Source organism: Noviherbaspirillum phoenicis, from assembly GCF_047237965.1.
Classification (GTDB): Bacteria; Pseudomonadota; Gammaproteobacteria; order Burkholderiales; family Burkholderiaceae_D; genus Noviherbaspirillum_A.
The window spans coordinates 172,811-192,150 of record NZ_JBDFLX010000003.1 but is presented as its reverse complement, the minus strand read 5'-3'; the positions used below and the strand labels follow the sequence as shown (position 1 = coordinate 192,150).

15 protein-coding genes and 2 pseudogenes are annotated in these 19,340 nt (G+C 52.7%); 8 read left to right on the top strand and 9 right to left on the bottom strand.

Features of this window, described 5'->3' with window-relative positions:
* Positions 1-35: 35 nt before the first annotated feature.
* The 3 genes and pseudogenes from ABC383_RS23110 to ABC383_RS23100 form a co-directional block, all read right to left on the bottom strand.
* Positions 36-173: pseudogene (locus ABC383_RS23110) on the bottom strand (helix-turn-helix domain-containing protein); the annotation flags it as partial.
* Between the two features lie 131 nt (positions 174-304).
* The gene (locus ABC383_RS23105; protein ID WP_413017642.1) at positions 305-1,471 is read right to left on the bottom strand and encodes a GGDEF domain-containing protein; all 1,167 of its coding nucleotides are present in this window, start codon (positions 1,469-1,471) and stop codon (positions 305-307) included.
* Between the two features lie 391 nt (positions 1,472-1,862).
* The gene (locus tag ABC383_RS23100; RefSeq protein WP_413017640.1) at positions 1,863-4,355 is read right to left on the bottom strand and encodes a sensor domain-containing protein; all 2,493 of its coding nucleotides are present in this window, start codon (positions 4,353-4,355) and stop codon (positions 1,863-1,865) included.
* Between the two features lie 260 nt (positions 4,356-4,615).
* On the opposite strand from ABC383_RS23100, the gene ABC383_RS23095 reads away from it, so the two are divergent.
* Positions 4,616-4,843: an ISAzo13-like element transposase-related protein gene (locus ABC383_RS23095; RefSeq protein ID WP_413017638.1), complete on the top strand. Its 228-nt coding sequence runs from the start codon at positions 4,616-4,618 to the stop codon at positions 4,841-4,843.
* A 9-nt stretch (positions 4,844-4,852) separates the two neighbouring features.
* Here ABC383_RS23095 and ABC383_RS23090 read toward each other — a convergent pair whose 3' ends face one another.
* A complete protein-coding gene (locus ABC383_RS23090) occupies positions 4,853-5,386 on the bottom strand; it encodes a hypothetical protein (RefSeq protein WP_413017636.1) in 534 nt (177 codons plus the stop codon).
* Between the two features lie 105 nt (positions 5,387-5,491).
* On the opposite strand from ABC383_RS23090, the gene ABC383_RS23085 reads away from it, so the two are divergent.
* The 4 genes from ABC383_RS23085 to ABC383_RS23070 all read left to right on the top strand — a co-directional run bounded on the left by ABC383_RS23085 (position 5,492) and on the right by ABC383_RS23070 (position 10,567).
* A complete protein-coding gene (locus tag ABC383_RS23085; RefSeq protein WP_413018461.1) occupies positions 5,492-5,848 on the top strand; it encodes a LexA family protein in 357 nt (118 codons plus the stop codon).
* A gap of 135 nt (positions 5,849-5,983) precedes the next feature.
* Positions 5,984-6,229, top strand: a complete 246-nt coding sequence (locus tag ABC383_RS23080; protein WP_413017634.1) for a hypothetical protein — start codon at positions 5,984-5,986, stop codon at positions 6,227-6,229.
* A 172-nt stretch (positions 6,230-6,401) separates the two neighbouring features.
* The gene (locus ABC383_RS23075) at positions 6,402-9,380 is read left to right on the top strand and encodes a PAS domain-containing protein (RefSeq protein ID WP_413017632.1); all 2,979 of its coding nucleotides are present in this window, start codon (positions 6,402-6,404) and stop codon (positions 9,378-9,380) included.
* An 815-nt stretch (positions 9,381-10,195) separates the two neighbouring features.
* Positions 10,196-10,567: a hypothetical protein gene (locus tag ABC383_RS23070; protein WP_413017630.1), complete on the top strand. Its 372-nt coding sequence runs from the start codon at positions 10,196-10,198 to the stop codon at positions 10,565-10,567.
* A gap of 59 nt (positions 10,568-10,626) precedes the next feature.
* Here the strand turns inward: ABC383_RS23070 and ABC383_RS23065 are convergent, their stop codons facing one another.
* The 4 genes and pseudogenes from ABC383_RS23065 to ABC383_RS23050 form a co-directional block, all read right to left on the bottom strand.
* Positions 10,627-13,146: a bifunctional diguanylate cyclase/phosphodiesterase gene (locus ABC383_RS23065; protein ID WP_413017628.1), complete on the bottom strand. Its 2,520-nt coding sequence runs from the start codon at positions 13,144-13,146 to the stop codon at positions 10,627-10,629.
* Between the two features lie 295 nt (positions 13,147-13,441).
* Positions 13,442-13,690: pseudogene (locus ABC383_RS23060) on the bottom strand (hypothetical protein); the annotation flags it as partial.
* A 268-nt stretch (positions 13,691-13,958) separates the two neighbouring features.
* On the bottom strand, positions 13,959-14,453 hold the full coding sequence (locus ABC383_RS23055; protein ID WP_413017626.1) for a hypothetical protein: 495 nt from the start codon (positions 14,451-14,453) through the stop codon (positions 13,959-13,961).
* A 35-nt stretch (positions 14,454-14,488) separates the two neighbouring features.
* Positions 14,489-14,884: a hypothetical protein gene (locus tag ABC383_RS23050; RefSeq protein ID WP_413017624.1), complete on the bottom strand. Its 396-nt coding sequence runs from the start codon at positions 14,882-14,884 to the stop codon at positions 14,489-14,491.
* Positions 14,885-15,143: 259 nt separating this feature from the next.
* Here ABC383_RS23050 and ABC383_RS23045 point away from each other — a divergent pair, with 259 nt between their 5' ends.
* The 3 genes from ABC383_RS23045 to ABC383_RS23035 all read left to right on the top strand — a co-directional run bounded on the left by ABC383_RS23045 (position 15,144) and on the right by ABC383_RS23035 (position 16,987).
* A complete protein-coding gene (locus tag ABC383_RS23045; protein ID WP_413017622.1) occupies positions 15,144-15,767 on the top strand; it encodes a hypothetical protein in 624 nt (207 codons plus the stop codon).
* Positions 15,768-15,859: 92 nt separating this feature from the next.
* A complete protein-coding gene (locus ABC383_RS23040) occupies positions 15,860-16,237 on the top strand; it encodes a helix-turn-helix domain-containing protein (protein ID WP_413017620.1) in 378 nt (125 codons plus the stop codon).
* 57 nt (positions 16,238-16,294) lie between these two features.
* Complete coding sequence (locus ABC383_RS23035; RefSeq protein ID WP_413017618.1) at positions 16,295-16,987, top strand: IS6 family transposase; 693 nt, start codon at positions 16,295-16,297, stop codon at positions 16,985-16,987.
* A 268-nt stretch (positions 16,988-17,255) separates the two neighbouring features.
* Here ABC383_RS23035 and ABC383_RS23030 read toward each other — a convergent pair whose 3' ends face one another.
* On the bottom strand, positions 17,256-19,328 hold the full coding sequence (locus ABC383_RS23030) for an EAL domain-containing protein (RefSeq protein ID WP_413017616.1): 2,073 nt from the start codon (positions 19,326-19,328) through the stop codon (positions 17,256-17,258).
* Positions 19,329-19,340 lie beyond the last annotated feature (12 nt).

The window sequence follows — 19,340 nt, the reverse complement described above, 5'->3', positions numbered from 1 at the left end:
CGGGTACGGTCCTTCTGCACCGGCGGTAGCCGGCCAACTGCAGACTGATAGCGGTAAAAGGTGTCACGGGAAAAGCCCATGACCTTGCAGGCGCGGGACACGTTGCCAAGCTCGGCGGCCAGATTCAGCAGGCCGACCTTGTGTTTGATTACGTTCTGAGGAGCACTACTCATGGGGTTACTCCTTGGCGCTTGCGCGCTGGTTTGATAAAGATTCGCACCTCTATCAAACCGGGTAACCCCACCCTTTGGCAAAGCCCTACTGTCCGATCAGGTCTGAACTACTACACTTAAATGTTAGATGCCTAGCTCAGAAGTGGCCTTGCAAGCGCAATTTCAACTCTGTTCTTTCCAGCCTTTTTTGCAGCATACATCGCCTTATCGGCCGCATTGATTAGTGCTTGAGCATTGTCCATTGCCGAGCTCAACTGCGCCAAGCCGATGCTAACCGTGTAAGGTGGAATGTCAGCACGGATCCTATTTGCTGCAGCTTCCCGGATCCGTTCGGCGATGGCTTGCGCATCAGCACCGTCTGTATCGGACAATAATGCAATGAATTCTTCTCCACCGTAGCGGCCAACGCAATCGTTGCGGCGCATCACATGCATCAGTTTGCCTGAGAAATCCATGATGACATGATCTCCGACTGTATGACCATGCTGGTCATTGATTGCCTTGAAATTGTCGAGGTCCATCATCAACAGTGCCAGCGGCCTACTAAGCCGCTCCGATGCAACAATCTCATCCTCCAGTCGCTTCATGAAGGCGTCACGCCGATAGGCTCCAGTCATGTGGTCACGGGATGCCAAATATTCGAGCCTGATGTGCAAGGCGCGATTGGCCATCAAGATGAAACCGAGACTGAGTCCTACGGTGGAAAATGAAAATGTTGCCAGATAGATGTGACGGATGAGTGAAAAATCATTATGGAAAGTTGTCGTCCTGTCTTCAAAAATCGCTGTAATAAAACGTGCGAACGTGATGCCGGCCGTACCAAGGAAGAGGTACTGCGTAAATTGTTCCGCGAAACCTTTCTCGCGGCTTTGAATGATTACCGATGCACATGCGCCGAAGAGAATTGTCAGTACGCCGCTCATGACAAGGACGCGACCGCGATAGTCGTCATGAATGAATGTGGGCCAGACAAGGCACAGCGCCGTGATGACTAATAGGGCGGTAACACGTCTGCGCTGCAGTGCCACGCCTGTGAATTCCTGGAGACTTCCGTAGATTGCCCCAACCCCGGCGAGGATCAAGAGGTCAGGAATGAAGTTAGAAAACACAAACGGTATCACGCCACGCATCGAAAGCAAGGCCGCTGCGGCAGCTATGAAGGTACATCCCCTGCCCCAGCGGGCAAGTCCTTTGATATCCCGTGGGAAACCCGTATGCAAGGCAAACAACACGAACGAACACAGAATGCCAAAGGCGGCGGTGATGATAACAAAAGATCGCGGATCGATGCCGAGCACAGCGCAGTTTTCCCTATGAAGCTGACGGAATCCAAGACCTCTTGAATGGGCCTCTGCGCGTCAAAATGATGCATCCAGACAATTTTTGTATTTTACCATATGTGATAGTTTTTCGAACGAAATTGCGTTACTAAAAAGCAACCATCTAGTGGCGAAGCGTGTAGTTACAACTTGCAACGCGGCCTGATCGTTTTCGGTCAACTTGCAATTGACACGTTTCCAACGCAAGTGCCATTGCATGGCCTAGCGGTACCTCCGGTTTTGACTGCTCTCTTGTAGCAGGGTCACCTTTGCACGACTGTTCAAGAAGCTATATTCAACGCTGTCGCGCGGCTGGTAGAAAGGCGCAGCAAGAGCAAGGATACAGTGCTACGCAAATCAAAATGCGCGATCAGTGCGAGAAATTAAGTGATCCGGATATGAAGTCTTCAAATTCAACAAATGCCATTGGCTTTGCAAAGAGGTATCCCTGACCGTAGTCACATCCCGCCTCGGTGAGCATTCTTTGCTGCTCCTTCGTCTCAATGCCTTCTGCAATCACTTTCATACCAAGCTTATGCGCCATAACGATCATCGTTTCGCACAGTGCCAGACTCGTCTCACTGTTCTCCAGATTGCGGACGAATACCTGATCGATTTTTAAGAAATCAAATTTTAGTTTGGTGATATAGGAAAGAGACGAGTAACCAGTCCCAAAATCGTCCAGAGCCAGTTGCACACCCCGATGCTTAAGCATGGCAAATTTCTGCACCATCCTTTCATCGAGATTGAGAAGCGTTCCCTCTGTGAGCTCCAGGACGATGCAGGTCGAAGACACATCAATTTTATCCATCAACTCAAATAAGGCATAAAAAGCATCTTTGCCGCCGCGGAATTGGATTGGCGAAAAATTAATGCTTACTTGGAAGCTCGATTTGATGCCGCGGCACCGGTTGGCAAATGCCTTCAGTGTTTCACTGCACACCCACTCGCCGATCTGGTCAATGATTCCGATTTCTTCAGCAAGCGGAATGAAGATATCCGGCCGGATATTGCCTTCGTCGGGATGGGCCCATCGCAGTAAGGCTTCTGCTTTCGCCACTGAACCGTCTTTGAGGTTGACGATAGGCTGGTAATGTACTTCCATCTGCTGTTCCGAGATCGCCCGATGCAAATTGTTGACTAACCGGCGCCGTGCAAGCGCCTTTTCCTGCATTGACGCCAGGAAGTAGCCATGGCGATTCCCTCCTTCGCGCTTCACTGAATACATCGCCTGGTCAGCGTGCTTGATCAGGTTTTCAATATGCGTGGCATCCCTTGGGTAATAGGCAATGCCGATGCTGGCGCTGACATAAGCAACATGTCCGTCCAGATCGAAGGGAAGGGCCAACACAGTAGTCACGAGTTCTGCAGTCCGTTCGACTTCCTTGTCGTCCAGGTCGATCAGCACGACGGCGAACTCATCGCCGCCGAGACGGGCGATGGTGTCAGCTTTTCCTACAGCGTGTTCCAGTCGTTTTGCGACCTGGATCAGCAGATCATCGCCAACGCTATGACCGAGCCCGTCGTTGACTTCCTTGAATCGGTCCAGATCAATGAACAGCAGCGCAACAGACGTCTTATTCCTGCGGGCCAGATCGAGGGCGTGCCTGAGACGATCGGCAAACATGAACCGGTTTGGCAGCGAAGTGAGGGAGTCAAAGTTGGCTTGACGCCAGATTACTTCCTCAGCGAGTTTTTGGTCTGAAATATCAAGAAATAAAAGGATGTGCTTGGACACTGAGCCGTCGGCCGCATAGACGGTGTCGACCGTACACACCTCGGTAACCTTGGTCCCATCCTTCTTGCGGCGCCAGACCTCGCCTTTCCAGTGACCGGTTTCTAACAGATGGCGCTGCATTTTTGCGTACGATTCGGAGCCCTCGATGTTCTTAAAAAAAGACAGTAGAGGCATGCCGAGCAGCTGATCCTCGGTCAGTTCATGATGTTTTGCGAAGGCTTGGTTTGTTGCGACAATCACACCCGCCGCATCCGTGACAATGATTGCTTCACTGGTGTTTTTGTAGACCAGGGCAGCCAGCTGTGTCGTAGCCTCAGCCTCTATGCGCGCGGTAATATCAACGACGGTCCCGATCATCCTTTCCGGCTTTCCCGCGCCGTCGTAACTGATCATTCCATGAGACTGACACCATAGCCAGTTCCCGTTTTTGTGCCGGAGGCGGTGTTCGGTGAGAACGGAAGGCCTGTGGTTTTCCAGCGCCCCTTGTATCACGGCCATAACGGTAGACTTGTCTTCAGGATGGAGACGGCTTTCCCATTCCGCTACATCGTTGGAAATTTCTTCGTCCCGATATCCAAGAAGCCTTTTCCAGTGCGCAGAGTAAGTAGCCTCACTGGTTCCCACTTTCCAATCCCATACACCGGCGCCCGACCCTTCAAGCGCTAGACGCCATCGTTCTTCGGTGCGCTCCAAGAGATCGTTCATGTGCCGGTATTCTGTCACATCGTGCACTGTTCCGATCAGTTGGCGACATTCGTTATCGACATCAATTACTGGCGCTACCGTGACCTGGCCAACCTTCTCGCCGGTTGGATAAACCGATATTTCCTCCCACGAAACTGCTTTCCTAGTGCTGATGGCTTCACGGTATTTACGTAGAACGAGAGCATGCGCAGGCGGGGGAATCACCTCCTCGATGTATTTGCCAACAACGTCGCTTTTCGATAAGCCAGTTGCTTCAGTGAATTTCTTATTGATCGAACTGAACTTGAACCGCCCCTCATCGGTAACATCCAAAGCAAATAGGACATCGCTCACGTTGTCATAAATCAACGATAACTGCTCTTGGCCGATCCGTAACAAATCCTCGGCAGTTCGATTTACTCGGTCTTCGCGTTTGGGCACAGAGGTCCCCTGTGAATGGTGATTTGGGCCCAAGCCAAAACCACATGTCTATTATATTCAGTGCCAAATTCCTCTTAGATTCACTTCTTCCTAGCTGTCATTATAGATACGTGTGTCGATCATAGCTCGCCGTCTCCTATCCCGACGGCACCAGCAATCCTTTCCGATACTCGCTCACGGTAACGAACGCCTATCAAGCTCTGACTTTCACAACGTTATTAACATGGTGACATGGCTTTTGTTATTTGAACTGAGCCGATGTGCCATTGCGTTCCTTTGAAACCGTGATCAACTATATTGAAGGGACCGAAACTGTCACGGGACTACAGGTAAGGGTTGATCTCAAACGGGGTGGTAATGATATAGTAGAACGTGTTTTGAATGAAGAAATGCGGTCGCTTCGCATTGAGCCGCATGCCGTCTGCCCGGCATGGAGTTATACAATTCATCCAGAACCAGAACCAGCACCAAACAATCATTTTATTTAGTGCTACGTCCTATGGAAACGCAGTGGAAATTACTTTTAGCACATAAGTAAGTAAAAGCGCGCCCACTAAATTTCCTGCAAACATCAGCAAGCATTGGTTTAACGTGACCCACGAGTAATCAGGTGCTTGCATTGCGATGCTTTGCAAGGCTGGACAGATGGCCGAACACGCGACAATCACCACGAGAAGACGTTTCGATGTCAAGTTCGCCAAGGAAGCTTGGAGCCCGTATAGGCGATCAGCAGCCAGGTACACGAAGTACGGGCCTACTGAATGTGCGACTGCATCAAGTATCGTCCGAGGGACATCAACTGATTTGAGTTGGATAATGTCACGTAGGAAATAGGCAACGAGCATGCCTACTGTCCCAATAGGACCGAACAGTAAGGTAGCTAGGACACAAATACCGGCAGCTAGCGAGATCCAATGCACGCCCGGTATAAAATGGAGTTCGGCAATCACCCACGCGTCCAGGGCTTTGATCGCCAGAAAAAGCAAAGCTGTGCTGATAACAATAGAAAGCTGGATGAAAACTGAGGACATAGGAAAACAGCACGTTATCAAATCGCTACGAATTTGTGCAAGGTCGCCGTGAAAATGTAACAGACGGTATATCCATTCGATTGTTTGAAGACAAAACCCAACGCGATGCCGACGAAAAACCGCTTAGCTGACATCTACCTGCGCTTTCTGCAGCTCAGGGAAACGCTTCGCGCGCTGCCATCACTTCCGCCTCTCGATCCTCTTGAGGAACGTATATTGTCTTACCTTGCAAAGGCCAGTCTGGAACACGCTCAAATCTCCGTACGCGGGATGATGGCACATAACGAATTCGGGTCGCCAGCCACTGTCCACAGTCGCCTGAAGTCAATGCGACGAAAGGGTTGGATCACCCTGGCCGATACCGATGATGCACGTCGCAAGCAAATTGAATTAACTCAGGCAGCCATGCTGTATTTCGATCAACTGTCTGAGTGCATCGTACGCGCTGCCGAGGACCGATGAAGTCGACGGGCAGTTTTACCGCCGTTTGTCTCGTTACCATCGATTAGCGCCAAGAAGAGCAGTAAAACCGAAAGTAGTTATTAAGCAATGTTTAACCCTCCATTTATTGGCGCGCGAACAATCAGGGAGGCGGCGATGAGAAATGTCATTGGGGCGCGACTTAAAGACAATGCTGGTCGTAACGTACTGTTCCGGTTGCCTGGCTTTGAACACTCCGATGGTGAGAGGAAACAGGTGGAGTTGAGCTTGATTGAAGGCAAATTTCTGCTAAAGGAACCGCACCGCGTTTTGGTCAACATGCAAGCGGACGGCTTTGTGACCGTTCTCCAAAATTGCTTCCAGTACGGAGCCCTGTCGATCAGAGCCGAACATACAATCTGATACCGACCGGTTATCGGCAAAATAACCATTGCCAGCTTTAAGTCGCGTGTCGACAAGTGCAGGGACGGCACAGGTAAGAACTCATCGGCAGGCAATGACTGAAACCTGTACTATCCAACCTTTCTTATCCAATTTGTGCCACGTCTTACGACAGCCCACGTATTTTTCCGCAATGACCGCAAGCCAGGAAACACCCAGCCAGCAGACCAGAACTGACGCCCAGTTCATCAGCATGATCTCAGCAGTACGCGACTACGCAATCTACCTGTTGTCGCCGCAAGGGCATGTGGTGACTTGGAACGCCGGGGCGCAGCGCATCAAGGGCTACGAAACGGATGAGATCGTCGGCCAGCATTTTTCCCGCTTCTATACGGAAGAAGACCGTGTTGCCGGCGTACCTGAGCGCGCATTGCAAACCGCGCTCGCCGAGGGCAAGTTCGAAAGCGAGGGCTGGAGGCTGCGCAGGGACGGGGAGCGTTTTTGGGCCCACGTGGTGATCGATGCGCTGTGCGACAATGCCGGTAACCCTATCGGCTTCGCCAAGATCACCCGCGACATCACCGAGCAACGGAGGGCGCGCGAAAGCCAGGTGCGGGAGAATGAGGCAGTACTCGCCGCGCGCACCGCAGAATATCGCCATCTGCTGCGCTTGTTCGAGCAGGCTCCAGGATTCGTCTGCTTTTTCCGCGGCCCAGAGCATGTATATGAGTTGCAGAATGAAGCGCACCATCGTCTGGCCGAATACAAGGACATCCTCAACAAGCCAGTGCGGCAAGCCCTGCCTGAGCTCGAAGGGCAGGGCTTTTTCGAGTTGCTCGATCAGGTGTTCAATACGGGCGTGCCCTACGTCGGCCGTGCGCTGCCCCTCATGGTGAAGCCGCCCCAGGGCGGCGAAGCGGAGCAGCGCTACATCGATTTTGTCTATCAGCCTATCTTTGACGATGCTAACCAGGTCGTCGGCGTGTTCTCGCAGGGCAGCGACGTGACGGAGCAGGTGCGTGCGCAGCGGGAGATTGAGCATAAGCAGGTCGAACTGGAAGCACAGGTGTTAGCCCGCACTCAGGCGCTGGAACACACCACTCGGGCGCTCGAACTGGCGCGTGCATTGCAGGTCGACAAGAGCCATTTGCTGCAGTTGTTCGAACAGGCGCCCGGTTTCATCTGCGTGCTGCGCGGCCCCGAGCATGTGTTCGAACTCGCCAACAGTGCCTACCGGAACCTGATCGGCGAGCGCGACTTGATAGGCAAGACTGTGGAACAGGCATTGCCGGAAGTGGTTGCCCAGGGCTTCATCGCGTTGCTTGATCAGGTTTATGCTAGCGGCCAGCCCTTTGTCGGCAGCGAGATGGCATTGGGCATACGCCAGCCCGGTGGCGAGACGGCAACCCGCTACCTCGATTTCGTCTACCAACCTATTACCGATGCCACTGGCAAGGTCACAGGCATTTTTGTGCAGGGCAGCGATGTCACCGTGCGCAAGCTGGCGCAGGACGAGCTGCGGCATTACCAAAGCAACCTTGAGGCCCTGGTACAAGAGCGCACCAGAGCGCTGGAAGTTACCCAGTCCGCTCTGCAGCGGTCGCAGAAGCTCGAAGCAGTCGGCAAGCTCACCGGCGGTGTCGCCCACGACTTTAACAATATCCTGCAAATCATCGGTGGGAACCTGCAGCTTTTGCACAGCCACGTCACAGGTAATCACCTGGCGGTGAAGCGCGTCGACACTGCATTCGACGCGGTCGGGCGCGGCGCCAAGCTGGCGTCGCAGCTGTTAGCTTTCGCTCGCCGGCAGCCGTTGCAACCTGTCGTCACCAGCTTGGCACGTGTGGTCAACAGTATGGACGACATGTTACAACGTGCGCTCGGCGAAACGATTCAGGTCGAAACCGTCTTCGCTGGCGGCTTGTGGAACACGCTGGTCGACCCGAACCAGCTGGAAAACGTGGTGCTGAACCTGGTGATCAATGCGCGCGATGCGATGCCTGAAGGCGGCAAGCTGACCATCGAGCTGGGCAATGCGATGTTGGACGATGAGTATGTGTCGGGCGAGGGCGATATCGAGCCGGGTCAATATGTGATGCTGGCGGTTTCTGATACCGGCTTCGGCATGAGCCGCGAAGTGCTGGAACGTGCCTGCGACCCGTTCTTCACTACCAAGCCGGAAGGAGCGGGGAGTGGACTCGGACTTTCCATGGCTTACGGTTTTGTCAAGCAGAGTGGCGGCCATTTCAAAATCTACAGCGAAGTCGGGCACGGCACCACGATACGCATGTATTTCCCGCGCTCCCATGAGCCGATTGCCGAAACGCCGGCCGCGGCTAGCCAAGCCGTGGTCGGCGGCAGCGAGACCGTGCTGGTGGTCGAGGACGATGCGGCGGTGCAAGCGACCGTGGTCGCGCTGCTGGCTGACCTCGGCTATCAGGTGCTCAAGGCCAACGATGCGGATAGCGCGCTCGGCATTCTCAAAAGCGGTTTGGCCATCGACCTGCTGTTCACTGATGTCGTGATGCCTGGCAGACTGAGCAGTCCGGAACTGAGCCGGCAGGCCAAGCTCCTGCATCCCAATATCGCCGTGCTATTCACCTCGGGCTATACGCAGAATGCAATCGTGCATGGCGGCCGGCTCGATCCTGGCGTCGAGTTGATTAGCAAGCCATATCGCCGCGAGCAGCTGGCGCGGAAGATACGGCATTTACTGGCCAACCGCGAGCAGGAGATGCTGGCACGACAGACGCCAGTTCAGCCGTCGAATGTGGCTGCCCATGTTGAATGTAGCGCGCCCAACATACAGGGTATGCGGCGGCGCGTGCTGGTGGTCGAGGACAATGCCAACCTGCGCGAGATGGCATGCGAGCTCATTCGGGTGCTGGGATACGATGCGCTAAGCGCTGCCAGCGCGGAGGAGGCCTTGGCCGTGCCTGCGCATGACTTCGACATGCTGTTTTCCGACATTAGCCTTCCGGGAATGGATGGCGTGGCGTTGGCGCGCCGCGCCCGGCTGGACAACCCGGACCTGAAAGTGGTGTTTGCTACCGGCTATGGCGCGGCAATGGATACATCGCCGGCGCTGCCGTATATCATACTGCCCAAGCCTTATACTCTGCGCAGGCTGGAGGAAGCGATCGGGCAGGCCTTTCAATTGCCATTGGCCTAATGAACGACTTGATGCAACCTAGACAAGCTTTCTAAGTACAAAGCGGCTCGCTTGGCGTTTCGGTAGGGGTTGCAAAGTAGAGAGCCACCTTGTGCTGTAGACGAAGCGAGTAGCGGCGCATTATAAGCGGAATGGCCATGGTATTCCTGCAGTCACATTCGGCAGTACTGGGTCGGGCAGCTGTGGCGGCTCTGTCATACTTCATCAGGCTCAAAGATGCGCATCCGGTAGATTTTCCTGTCCCGTCTATAGCGATAGCCAGCCATTTTCCTCATTCGCATGAGAGAGAGGCGAACGGCAGATACCAAGCAAGAAGCAGACATTCACGTTTATGCGGCTTGTTGAAAGCCCACTTAGGCTTTCTTCCATTTCGCTGCTTTTTCCTACTTCATGCCTGACTGCGGGAAGTTACGACCAGCAGATCCGTCCAACCGCGAAGAAAATTAAAAGCGCTTTCGGCTAATGGCGCCTGTCGAGAAGTAGGACCTGTTAGTCAACATTGCTTCAAGAACAGCCTAAGTCCTGCTAGTTAACCGTTGTGCACAGAAAATATATACCTATGGTGCAACAACAATCAGATCGGCTTGAAAGCCGTCTGTTTACCACGAAAAAACGCATTGCAATTCAAAGTTGCTTTGGCATTGACCTAGATCAAAGTGGTATGGAAAGGTGAATTCATTAAAGGATTAATTAGTAACATTCCGCCCCATGCGGCTATTGGAGTGAGACGATGTTTCCAAGAAAGTTGGTCGTGTCCACCGGAGCTGGCGGTCGGCACAAATCCAGCACCATACAAATATTATTTCGGGGAAGTCATGGCAAAGAACCGTTCCTTCTATCAGGATCTAACGGAAATAGCAGAAAGCCGTATTACAGAGCTAATACGGCATGCGGAAGAATGCGAAGCACGCGACCCTAGCTTCCTCAACTCGGGTTCCTATTTCCATTCCTGTGCTTTTACTATTTATTTGGCTTGGCGTGATGTCACAGAGGGATTGCACACCGAGAATGACTTGGAACGTCTGGAAGCACTTGCACATGGCATTCCTTGGCAATATGAAGACAGAGGTGTAGCAAGTGGCCGGCAAGGGCACGTTGCCTGCAACAGGGCGCTTGCCGGCCAGAAAGCATCGTTTGAACAGCGAAAATACAAAGCGGCCTTCAGCGATACCAGACGTCCAAAGTGATTTCATTAATAGGAAAGCAAGCCAAAAGCAAATAGTGAGCGCGCGTGGCAGAAGCCGATTCACTGTTCCATGCGACTCCGCAACAATTCCTCGAACTGCTCCGGCGGCAACGCTGGCGAAAACAGAAAACCTTGAGCGTAGTCGCAGCCAGCCGCCTTCAGAAAGTCAAGCTGCTCTTGTGTCTCGACACCTTCGGCAATCGCTTTCAGACCAAGCTTATGTGCCATCAAAATCATTGTTTCTGTAATCGTGTGATGAGCAGGGTTGCTGGTTATGTCACGTATGAAGGACTGGTCAATCTTCAGGTAATCAATCTGGAACAATTGCAAGTAAGTCATGGAAGCGTACCCCGTGCCAAAGTCATCAATAGCAACCTGGACCCCCGCATTACGATAGTCCTGAAGGCGCTCAATGACACTAGGCAGTGCATGCAGCAAAATACCTTCTGTGATTTCAACTGCAACGTGGCTGCCGGTAACTTGCATCGCATCGAGATGACGCAGCGAATCCGTATCAGCCGTACGCCGCATGAGTTGTAACGGTGACTTGTTGACGCTTACTTGAAACATTTCTCTCGTATGGATACTCCATCGCTGGGCAGCCTGCGCCGCCTGAGCGAACACCCAGTCACCTAGCCGGCTAATCAAACCAGACTCTTCTGCATAGGGAATGAAGGCGGAAGGTTCCACTGCGCCAAGGGTCGGATGCTGCCAGCGCAGCAGTGCTTCTGCTTTGATGATGCGTCCATTGGAAAGGTCGACAATAGGCTGGTAGTGCACGGACATCTGGCCATTGTCCAAGGCATAACGCAACTCATTGCTGATGCGCAGCTTATGGTGAGCCTTCTCATCCATCGACTGTTTGAAGTAGCAAAACTGGTTCTTGCCATTGCGCTTAGCGGCGAACATGGCCTGGTCGGCCCGCCGCAATAAATCCTCTGGGTCTGCGGCGTCAATTGGGTACAGCGCGACCCCGATGCTCGCAGAAATGTACGCATGGTCCTTCTTTACCTGAAAAGGGTTAGAAAGTCCCCCAAGAAGATTCTGGCATACAAAGTCGACGTGCTCTGAATTATTCAACTCCGGCATTATGATGGCGAACTCGTCGCCACCTAAGCGTGCAATGGTGTCGGTCTGCCGGACACAACGCTGCATACGCTGCACGGCGGCGACCAATAGCGTATCGCCGGCGTCGTGCCCATAGAGATCGTTGACTTCCTTGAAACGATCGAGGTCAATGTAAAGGATGGCCAGTTGTTGTCCGTGGCGCTGGGATCGATGTATTTCCATGTCAAACCGCTCGCGAAAAAGGCGGCGGTTGGGAATGCCAGTCAATGCATCAAGATTGGCGTGCCGCCACACGGTGGCCTCTGACTCTTTTCTCCCGGTAATATCGCTCATCGTGCCGGTCATGACCAATGGCTTGCCGTTGGCGTCACGCGAGACGATCGTGCCACGGGACAATACCCATTTCCATTGTCCATCCTTGGCACGGATGCGGAATTCGCATTCGTAGCTTGGCGCAGCACCGGCGAGGTAAGTATGTAAGGCATTGTGGACCCGGACAGTATCTTCCGGATGAAGGAAATTGCTTTCGGTTACACATTCTGGAAGCGGCTCATGGAGTGGGATGGCGAGGAGCGTTCTCACGCCGCTGGAAAATTCATACTTGTCGTTCACGATATCCCAGTCCCAAATACCTTCGCCTGCGCTTTCAAGCGCGAAGTGCAAGCGTTCGCTGGTAATTCGGAGCCGGTTTTGCGCCTGTTTCAGTTCCGTGACATCGCGCAGCATGATTTGGATGGCCGGTTGCTTTGCCCATCTAGTCCATCGGGCAGTCAGTTGTACGTCGATGGACCCGCCGCTTATTTGGCGGAAGAGCAAATCGATCGGCGCGAGGGTTTCGGATTCCCTCAGCAGAAACTTTTGCGCGCGTTCTGCGATGAACTGACGCTGGTCCGCGTCAGTGAAGTCATACATGGACCGTCCTATAATTTTTTCTGGCAAGTCAGTGCCAAGGATCCGTGCGGCTGCCTGGTTTGCGTAGACATAGCGTCCGTTGACATTGACGATGATGCCGTCGGGACTCATTTCAGCGAGGTGCCGATATCGTTCTTCGCTGGCACGCAGCGATTCCTCAATAAGTTTTTTCTCTGTAATGTCAACAGCGACGCCGCCGACCCTGATTGGTTTCCCTGTTTCATCCGGAAACACGACACCTCGCGATGTAATCCAAAGGACGTTTCCGTGAACATCAAGCAAGCGGTGCTCTACGTCAATGGGCGTCCCCGACTGGATTGCGGCCTCAAGAATATCCCCGAGCAACGGCAGGTCATCGGGAAAGATCAATGCTTCCCACTGTTCGAGCGAAAGACAGGTCTGCTTCTCCGGCAACCCGAGGATTCCCGCTAGCACGGCCGAGATAGTCATCTCATTTGTAATGAGGTGGCGCTCCCAAGTTCCGATCCGTGCCGCGTGGACGGCGTAATAAGGAATCAGCAAACCATTGGAAGGACAGCCTGTGTCGGCTGTCGTCATGTTGCCAAAGGCGTTGGCGGATTTACGGTTGCTCGCGTCCATAAATATTTCATTTCCTGGTATGCAACCAAAACAGGTGAGTAACAGTTTACTAACTGATGCCGCAACTGTGTTGGAAAAATTTCAACAATAGCGGAAGATTTACGCGCAAGACTGCAAGCCGAAAAACCGGTTAGCTCTCTGGAATAGACATTCCCTCTAAACGCTTAATGAATGTTTCCCTGCAGCTTTAATTGATTTTGCTCTCTTGCTCATGAGCTAGGGTTGAAACTGGTGCAATCGTAACCAAAGAGGTGTGCCCCACACTCGAAGAGAGCAGTCAAAACCAGAGGCATCGTTAGGCTACGCATTGGCAGTAATTGTGATTCTTTTCCTCTGTGTGGGGTCGCCGTCGATCAGGCATGTCGCGCATTTTCAGCTCGCCGTTAAGCACCGCTACCCGAACCTGCACAAGAAGGTGTGCCCCCTTATTCGTCCAACGCATCAGCCGCTTCTTCGCACAACGCAAGCTGACGACTTCATTGACCGCCGATTCAGCGATGCTGCTACTGATGGGCATGCCGCGCCGATAACGCCATCCATCGTTGACCAGGTATTGGGCATTGGATTGGAGGTACTAATACGTGCCTCGCAGATTCCACCGAAGCGCCCTGTACGCCGCGTCTTCCGGGGCGAGACCAATCATCTCATGAAGGCTTTTCAGTCTTTCGACTGCTTCGCAACCCCTGCCATGCCACGTTAGCCATATCGCGGATGCGATTTCATCTGGTACTGAGCGACCATTGGGTGCCGACAGATCAGCAAACTTCTGGGCCGATTGTTCGATCGCACGGAGTTTCATCGCGATTTAAAAACTAGTCCAGAATTCGGGTCAATGACCTTTGGGAACCGTCGGCCGCTTTTTCAAATTCTCCCGCGCCGTCGGAGACGATCGTGATCTTTTGGTCCGGCGCAGCGCCTTGCTCCGAAAGAAAGTGGTCAAGGCGTGTCGCGGCCGATGTCACTTCCCGGTTGACGTAGCCAACCACTTTGCAGCTGCCGTCGTCGCGAACTGCCCGGCCGGCGATGATGTTCACATGTCGCCCAGTGGATGAAAGCCGCTTCGAGGGGAAATACTGCGCCATTTTGGCTTCGTCCTGTCCCTGTTGTGACGGGCGGTGGCGTAAGCATGCGGAATCCACCGCGAGGGCGATAATCTTGACCTTGCTGTTTGCGGGTGGGTAGGCACGTTCACCGCGAATCGCCCTTTCGGTGGCGTTTTCCAGTTCTTGTCCGAGCGTCCATACGCAGTTCCCGGGGCCAGAGATAGAGATGGCCTGATCGACCGGCAAAGTTTCTTTCAAGAGCAAGGTAGCGACCGCATACGGCAGGTGCGCTGCCCACTTTACCTAAGGTATTCCAGTTTCGGGCTGACGCGTCCCGGTAGCGCGGCTGCAAGTGAGCTGAATGACTTGCGGCTCATGTCCCGACTGCACTTGCAGACACGCAGCTGAGGGCTTTCGATGGCCACCTTACCGAAAACCGTTCGATATCGGATGGTATGCTTAGCTTTGATTGACAAGGCTGCGCCGCACTGCAGGCAATGTCTGGAAGCGGCCACGAAGCCGTTTGCTTGTGCGTTGACCAAAGCGCGCTGGGCTTCGCACACAAGTTGTTTTCCTTCAGCCAGGCTGATCCCCAACCGCATCAGTTCGCCATCGGCGCGTTCAAATTCAACCAATCGGATCGGTACACTACCGCCGGCATTGTCTGCAAGTCGCGCCTCGATGACCATCCGCATGACTGCCCTCCATTATTGTTTTTAAGACAATACTGTGCTGCCAAATTTGAGTGAGCGGTTGCCTCCGGTTTTGACTGCTCTCGCGTCGAGGAAAGCAATTTTGTCTACATTTTTGCGGCACCTACCGTAGGAAGCAGGTCGTTTTGTAGACAAATTTACCAGCATACGAAAGAAAATAAATTTGTGGATTCGTAGCTAAGGCAAGTAAATCTGTCTATTCGTAGCTTTGAACATTCGGGTTGGGGCGTACGTTGTCGGTATGACTCCACTGACACCCGGTTTTCTTGCTCCTGCCTCAATGAGTCGTCCACGCGGCAGTCGGCGTATCGACGTCTACAGTCCCAAGCTGCGGCGCCGTCTGCAATGTTTCGGCGAGGCGATTTATCATCAGTGCCTTCGCCTCGAGGCAGATCCAACGGTTCTGGCGTACTGCGAGCGTCCGGCTTATTTTACGATCGGCAATGAGAAGCACCTGGCCGACTTTTGGGTAAGGCAGGCAGATTGCGAATGGCTCCTGTTCGTCGGTGACAGTAAGCCCTCATTCATTGCGCACATAGGGCCCGGGGAATATGAAGCGCGAGCCGTACCAGCTGCCGAGCTTGCGGCCGCTCGGGTCTGGATCGAGAACTGGGAACGCATTCTGCCGGTGGTCACCTCGTGCCAGAATCTCTTGACGGCCCCGCTTCTGGACGCCGTGCGACGGTTTGTTTACAAGCCGACCCAACTCACGCACATCGAACAGGAATTCGCCATCATGGATCTCACCTTGGTGCGTGCCGGCGTTTTTACGTTGCTGCACAGCGGGCGACTGACCGCACCATCGTTATGGACCGAGCCGCTTTCCTTGCTGACACGGTTCGAACCGGCGGAGGGAGAACCATGAGCTGTCGACGCGCTAGCTTCCTTCACATCGACACCAGTACGTGGCCTGCGGTCGACCATCATGCCTTGCCTGCCGAGCGGACAAGCAACTTCATGGCACGACGCGCGGCAATCGAGCTTTATATTAGTGGATCACCATTACGCGAGATTGCCAAGCAAACGGGCATCAGCAGTCGTCAACTGTATTGGCTGCTGGACCGCTGCCTGAAACCAGCTGAGGACGGTCAGGTCTTTGGATTTCGAGCGCTCAGCAAGGGCGTCCACATCAAATCCTATACGCGTACAGCTGCGTTGGTGGCGAGTCCAACGGGCGCGGTGAACGGCTATGCCGGCACATTTGCTCTGCTGCTCGAACGCTATCCGGGGTTGGCGACATGGCTGCAACATAAGCTCGACAAGCGCGCAGTGGTGCTGGACCAGATCAGCACCGATGGAAGCCTCAAGACACGATTGCGGGTTGTGTCGCATTGAGCGAGGAGGTCCTCGCCGTCCGGTAGACTGCTGCCTTTGAATAATGCGCAGGCAGCCATGCTGAAGACCAAAGGAATGCGTTTTCCGATCGATGTGATTCTGGTCTGCATCCGCTGGTACGCGGCCTATCCATTGAGTTACCGGCACCTCGAGGAAATGATGCAGGAGCGAGGTGTGGCGGTCGATCATTCATCGATCAATCGCTGGGCGGTCCGGTTTCTGCCTTTATTGGAAAAGGCCTTCCGAAACCACAAGCGCGCGGTTGGTAAAAACTGGCGCATGGATGAGACATATATCAAGGTCAAAGGCGTGTGGAAGTACCTCTATCGCGCGGTGGACAAGCAAGGAAAGACCGTGGATTTCTTGCTGACCGCAAAACGAGATGCATCAGCGGCCAGGCGCTTCTTCGACAAAGCCATGCGGCACAGTAATGTCCCGGACACGGTGACGATGGACAAAAGTGGCGCCAACAAGGCGGCGCTCGACCAGCTTAATACGCAACGAGACATCCCGATCAAGATCCGGCAAGTCAAATATCTCAACAATATCGTGGAGCAAGATCACCGTGCCGTCAAACGCGTCACCCGACCGATGCTTGGCTTCAAATCACTTCGCTCTGCACGATCAGTCCTGGCCGGCATTGAATTGATGCATATGATTCGCAAAGGTCAGTTCATGATGGCGGGCTGCGATAACATGTCGTTTGCCAACCAATTTTATACGTTGGCAGGACAAGTCCGTCCAGCGTAAGCCCATATGCCGAAGCCGGCACAACTCTGTCTTTAGTCCGCTAACGCGACAGAACCCAAAAGCTTTACGAAGGCATCCTCGAAGCTCCAGGAACGAAACAAAGAAAGGCTTCGTTCCTGGAGCCGTCGTTCGGCGTCATGTTGCAACAGCCCGCGTGCTCAGGGACGGATATGTTAAGTAATACCTTTAAAGCGGTGAGTCTTAAGATTTAAAACCGGCCTTTTCTGTACCAGACCCGTTTTGCGCAGTGAAGCTATTGCGAAATCAATCAAACGATCCGACTTGAGATAGTTTTAGCAAGCATTTTTCGGATTTCATCCGGCAAGACTGGCTTGCTATAAAAATAACCTTGATACTTATCACAGCCATGTTCGCGGAGGAAATCGCCTTGCTCCATGTTTTCAATACCTTCCGCTACTACTTTCATCCGTAGGCTTTTTGCCATTGCAATGATTGCCTTGGTAATTGCCGCATCTTCGGTGTTTTGCGGTAGATCATGAATAAAACTGCGATCTACCTTTAGGCAGCTTACAGGGAATGCTTTCAAGTAGCTCATTGATGAATAACCAGTGCCAAAATCGTCAATCGCAAGCTGGATTCCGGCTGCCTTCAGATCAAATAACTTTTCAATAATGCTTGCCGAAGCTTTCATAAGCATGCTTTCGGTCAATTCCAGTTCGAGATATTCCGATTCAATTCCCGTTTTCTCAACAATCTCAAGCACGTTCTTCACGAAGTCGCGCTCTTTCAATTGACGGCCTGACAGGTTGACTGCGACTCTCAATTTATGGCCCTCTTCATGCCATCTTTTCATCTCCAGGCAGGCTTCCTCCATCACCCATGTCCCTATCTCCACAATGAGGCCCGTGTCTTCAGCAATCGGTATGAATTCTGCCGGCGTGATGATACCTAGCTCCGGATGAACCCAACGTATTAAAGCTTCAACCCCGCTGATTTGTCCCGACGTGACATCGACTTGCGGCTGGTAGTGCAGAACGAATTCTCCTCGTTCCATAGCCCTCCGCAAATTGTTCTCCATCGTAAAGCGTTTTTGTGCGTTCTCCTGCATACTTTGCTCAAATAGCCGGTACGCGTTCTTTCCACCGTTTTTTGCGTAATACATTGCGGTATCTGCATATTTCAAAAGAGAATACTTGTCCTGCGCATCGTCGGGATACACGCTTACGCCGATGCTTGCTCCTATGTGCAACTCGTTCCCGCCGATTTCGATCGGCTGAGCCAACGCGGCCAAACATTTTTCTGCGATCATCGATGCGACGCTGAGTTCACTGACGTTTTCTAGGATAATCGCAAACTCATCGCCGCCTATACGGCAAGCCACGTCGCCGAAACGCACCGTATTGGCCAAGCGTTCTGCCACCAATTGCAATAATCTGTCTCCAACGTCATGCCCAAGCGTGTCATTGACTGTCTTGAAATTATCAAGATCGATAAACATCAGAACCGTCTTTTCAGTAAATTTTTCGGAACGAGTAATGACGGAATCGAGCCTATCATTGAAAAAGTGACGGTTATTCAGTCCCGTCACATTGTCGTAGTGCGCTAGTCGATCGAGTTTTACCTGGACGCGTTTTCGCTCCAAAATTTCGGCTTGGAGATCCGTCTCGCGTTTCTGGATACGATTGAGCATGCCGTTAAAAGCATCGGCCAACGTCATTATATCCTGCGACGACTTTATCTCGGCGCGTACTGAATAGTCGCCGTATTCCGAGATATTTTTACTTATCTCAGACAACGTTATTATCGGCTTCATAATTGAACGCTGAAGTCGCGATAGCATCAAGTTTGCGATAGCCAGCACAGCAATCATCACAGGGACAGTGAAGCACAGGTACAAAATCACCTGCTTGTAGAAACCAGTCATCTCGGTGTGCAGGACGACAGCGCCTACCAAGCTTTCATTTACGACGATCGGATAATGGAAAAATAAATGCCTGAGTGAAAGCGAATAGGAATTTTGCAGTCCGTGCGGAGAAATGGAGTTAGAGATATAGTTCGAATCTCTGGAGAAAGTGGCAAATTCATTATTGTTATTATCGTAGACAGCCGCAAACTTTATTTCGCTTACCGCATGCAACGTCGCCAAGATATCTGCGGCAGCCTTCTTATCCCCGAAAACTATGGCTGCCGAAATATTTTCACTGACCATTTTCGCCTGCGTTTCAGTCTGACGCACCAGGGAGGATGTGAATAAATAAATCTGGATACCAAGAAGGAAAATCGTTGATAGCAGGATCACCGTTCCACTCGTAATTAAATTGGCAATCTTAAGCTTCGAACTTAAAGTGTGCTTACTCGTCCATTCCGGCGTGGGCTTCATCAGTGAAGGAAT

Excerpts from the sequence above, each read along its gene's own strand:
- ABC383_RS23090 (WP_413017636.1), bottom strand. The coding sequence starts at position 5,386 with ATGTCCTCAGTTTTCATCCAGCTTTCTATTGTTATCAGCACAGCTTTG.
- ABC383_RS23040 (WP_413017620.1), top strand. The coding sequence starts at position 15,860 with ATGGCACGACGCGCGGCAATCGAGCTTTATATTAGTGGATCACCATTA.
- ABC383_RS23035 (WP_413017618.1), top strand. The coding sequence starts at position 16,295 with ATGCTGAAGACCAAAGGAATGCGTTTTCCGATCGATGTGATTCTGGTC.
- ABC383_RS23045 (WP_413017622.1), top strand. The coding sequence starts at position 15,144 with ATGACTCCACTGACACCCGGTTTTCTTGCTCCTGCCTCAATGAGTCGT.
- ABC383_RS23080 (WP_413017634.1), top strand. The coding sequence starts at position 5,984 with ATGAGAAATGTCATTGGGGCGCGACTTAAAGACAATGCTGGTCGTAAC.
- ABC383_RS23065 (WP_413017628.1), bottom strand. The coding sequence starts at position 13,146 with ATGGACGCGAGCAACCGTAAATCCGCCAACGCCTTTGGCAACATGACG.
- ABC383_RS23085 (WP_413018461.1), top strand. The coding sequence starts at position 5,492 with ATGCCGACGAAAAACCGCTTAGCTGACATCTACCTGCGCTTTCTGCAG.
- ABC383_RS23070 (WP_413017630.1), top strand. The coding sequence starts at position 10,196 with ATGGCAAAGAACCGTTCCTTCTATCAGGATCTAACGGAAATAGCAGAA.
- ABC383_RS23075 (WP_413017632.1), top strand. The coding sequence starts at position 6,402 with ATGACCGCAAGCCAGGAAACACCCAGCCAGCAGACCAGAACTGACGCC.
- ABC383_RS23050 (WP_413017624.1), bottom strand. The coding sequence starts at position 14,884 with ATGCGGATGGTCATCGAGGCGCGACTTGCAGACAATGCCGGCGGTAGT.
- ABC383_RS23030 (WP_413017616.1), bottom strand. The coding sequence starts at position 19,328 with ATGAAGCCCACGCCGGAATGGACGAGTAAGCACACTTTAAGTTCGAAG.